The 3,159-nt window shown below is 48.8% G+C and carries 4 protein-coding genes and 1 pseudogene; 2 read left to right on the forward strand and 3 right to left on the reverse strand.

Annotated elements, in window-relative coordinates; genetic code table 11:
• On the reverse strand, positions 1-396 hold a 396-nt coding region (locus NKF06_RS20180; protein ID WP_253246416.1), incomplete at its 3' end, for an RNA helicase domain-containing protein.
• Positions 397-560: 164 nt separating this feature from the next.
• Positions 561-746, reverse strand: a pseudogene (locus NKF06_RS20185) (hypothetical protein); the annotation flags it as partial.
• 92 nt (positions 747-838) lie between these two features.
• Here NKF06_RS20185 and NKF06_RS20190 point away from each other — a divergent pair.
• Entirely contained in the window at positions 839-1,735 is an 897-nt protein-coding gene (locus tag NKF06_RS20190; protein WP_253246417.1) for a hypothetical protein, read from the forward strand.
• 5 nt (positions 1,736-1,740) lie between these two features.
• Positions 1,741-2,388, forward strand: coding sequence for a hypothetical protein (locus NKF06_RS20195; protein ID WP_253246418.1), 648 nt, complete (start codon positions 1,741-1,743; stop codon positions 2,386-2,388).
• A 226-nt stretch (positions 2,389-2,614) separates the two neighbouring features.
• Here the strand turns inward: NKF06_RS20195 and NKF06_RS20200 are convergent.
• Positions 2,615-3,159: hypothetical protein (locus NKF06_RS20200; RefSeq protein ID WP_253246419.1), on the reverse strand; the 545-nt coding region annotated here is incomplete at its 5' end.

Raw genomic sequence — 3,159 nt, forward strand, 5'->3', positions numbered from 1 at the left:
TTCGTCGTATGATTTGTACAAGAAATTAATTGCATCAATATCAATCAGTTCACCTAGGTTTTGTTTATGAACAGCCCAATCAAATGCTCTTGGCCGTGAGAGATAACAGATACCTTTGTCCCTATTTACCAGTCGTTCAAATCTACTCTGAACGTCTGGATCATTGCTTTGTAGATATTCTTGGTAAGTTTTATATATGTCATCAAACACAACAACGTCTGGTTGGTTTGTCCCAATGTCTTTAATTGAGGATATAATCTCTTTGCTTCTTTTCCATTCTTGATATATTACGTGCGACTTCCCGACATCAGGTGCCCCATAAAGAAGAACAGATCCATCGTCTAAAGCTTCCTCCAACTGGTGTGGTGATTCATATTGTTCAATCTTCACAGACATTAATTTGGGTACAGGTATCTACCTCTTTATTCTTCGGCTTGAATCAGCGTCCAAAACCCATGATGATCATTTGGGCTTTGGAGATCTTGCGTTGTCTACCGCGGTGGGAAATACATCGTACAATTGCGGTCGGTCGTCTCGATGATTTCGAGAAACGCGAGTCAATCCTCAGCTTGCTCTCTACGCCGGGCCGCCAGGCGACGTGGGGTAATCGCGAACGGTCCGAAGTGGGGTTGGTCTAGACGTCTGTTCAGGGCGCATGCCATCGGCGCGTCCGGCACGAGCACAAGGTCGAAATTCTTGCATTCCTCGTAGAGAGAATCGAGAGACTTCGCCCGTGTAATTGACACGGACTATCGGACTCGGGTAGGTTGTAAATATGTATCGCTGGGTAGACATTCGGGAGTATGATAACATACAGGCACATCGGGATACACAATAGATGATATCTCGTGCAAAACTGAACCGCTGGACACACTCAGAAACTGCGAATCAAGAAGAAGCTCGAGACACTAATCGAGAGCTTCGAGCAGACCTCGAAGACGGTGGCCTCCACGGTGTCAGCGAAGGACTAGAATTCGTCACCCTCCTCCAAGGTTCATACCGAAACACGACGATGGTGTACAACTCCGGCGACGTAGATATCTTGGTCATTCGGACTGATACCTTCCATGGCGATTTTTCTCGCGTCCCTGACCACGCCGCCAACCATGCCCCCGCTCGGAATCCTCATCAGATGTTCGAAGAACATGCCGAAGGCGTGTATCGAACCCTCCAAGCCCAATACGGCACACGCAACGTCGAACGCGGTGAGAAAGCAATCGAAGTGGACAGCGACGAGTTGCCTCTTGGAGCGGACGTCGTTCCTTGTCTCCAGTATCGACGATTTTGGTCACGCCAACCAGGCAACCACATGAAAGGCATTGTATTCTGGACCCCTGACGGGACGAAGATAGTCAATTTCCCAAGCCGTCATCGGATTATGGGAACTAGGTACAACGAATTTACAAACGGGAACTACAAGCCAACGATTCGTATTTTCAAGAACTTCAGGAATACACTCGCAGAGAATGGTGCTATTGAGAAGGGAAACGCCGCGTCATACTTCATCGAATGCCTCCTCTCAAACGTTGAGACTGCTACAATCGGAAAGGACGATATCCGCGAGCGAGTGGAAGGAATTCTCGACGAACTCGAGGCCGACGCCGCAGAAGGATTCCCCGACTATAGTGTACAGCACGGGATGCAACCGTTGTTTGGTGACGAGACGACCCAGTGGGATGTCGAACACGCCAGGACGTTCGTCACAGAGGTCAGACGCTTCTATGAAGAGGATTAGTAGAGATGCATACCTACTCAACTGACAACGACAATAGGCCGACGGTATACGGCATTCTTGGATTTGCCGCCTATGCAACCGCCCTTGCCGTAGGATGGCTTACAACCGCGCTCAGTGCAGTAATACCTGCAGTCGCCGGTATCACTATCTCATGGGGAGTGGGATTTACCCTCCTTACAACTGCGTTCAGTCGAGTCATTTGGAAGACGAGGATCGCCCGCGGAACAGGGGCTTCAAAAGTGCCCGATTTCAACGGCGAGTGGTCAGGGTACGTGAAAACCTCGTATGATGGGTTCATTCCGGACGAGGCACTTCACGAGTCGAATGACCCGAATGCGAAGATGCAGAGGGTCGCAGCGACCTTACGAATCACGCAGACATGGCGGAAGATCAGCATACACTTGGAGACCGATAACTCCGAGTCAGACAGTACTGGTGCAACTGTTTTGACCGAGGATGGGCGATGGCCGAGCCTCAATTACCAATACGAGAACGATCCCGATCCAGACTCCGCTTCTTCTATGACGAGACACTACGGAACCGCTGACTTAGCATTAAAAACAGACGCTACTGAAGACGTACTAGAAGGGTTCTATTACACAGGTCCTGGTCGCGAGAACTATGGTGAGATGCACTTCGAGAGAGCAGAGTAGATAATCAGTTCACCCTGTACAGCTCTAGGACTCCGTGGGTTCCACGCTGATCTGATCGATCGCGAGCGACGTGGAGGGCGGAATGGGACGAGCGGTGCGAGGCCAGACGACACAGCGAAAAATGTCTGCTTAGTGGTTGAAATTGGAAAGGGGGCCGAGAGATCCAGCGAACTATAATAGTGGAACACCCGAAAGCTGTACATAGAGTTCAAAAGAACAACTTACTCTACTCGAACTCAACTACTCCCTTTGGGTCAATGCCATACAATTGATTAAAGCGTGACTCGTCATCTAACGGTCCTACTAACTGGTTTCTGATAATCCGCTGAAGCAGCGTTAGTGCAGCTTCGAAATCATCCCGAAGTTCACTCCAAGTCGGATTGTTATCACCGTGGACTACATACTGCCGAGAGAAACTGTAAAAATACGTTGACGATGCAGCCCGATCCGATGTCCCCGCGAAGTCAGCAAGGTCATCAGTTTCCACCTGTAATTCATTAACCAGATACTCAATTCTATCTCGCGTTCTGGATTGCTGATTATACAAATCGGAATACCGTTTTGCAAGCAACTCAATCGCACTACATACACTCAAATACCGACCCTCAACAGGTCGTGTCGAATTTAAAGCATCCCAGTAGTAACCTAAGACATGCCGAAGTCGAAGTTCATCTTGAACATGAGAATTGTAGTTATTGTAGGCCACATCCAGATATTGTAGAAATTCATTTCCCCAGACCAATCTCTCTGTTTTGAATGCCCCACCAATAT

Source organism: Haloferax sp. AB510, from assembly GCF_024136985.1.
Lineage (GTDB): Archaea > Halobacteriota > Halobacteria > Halobacteriales > Haloferacaceae > Haloferax.

Coding starts and splice junctions, on each gene's coding strand:
- NKF06_RS20190 (WP_253246417.1), top strand. CDS start 839: ATGATATCTCGTGCAAAACTGAACCGCTGGACACACTCAGAAACTGCG.
- NKF06_RS20195 (WP_253246418.1), top strand. CDS start 1,741: ATGCATACCTACTCAACTGACAACGACAATAGGCCGACGGTATACGGC.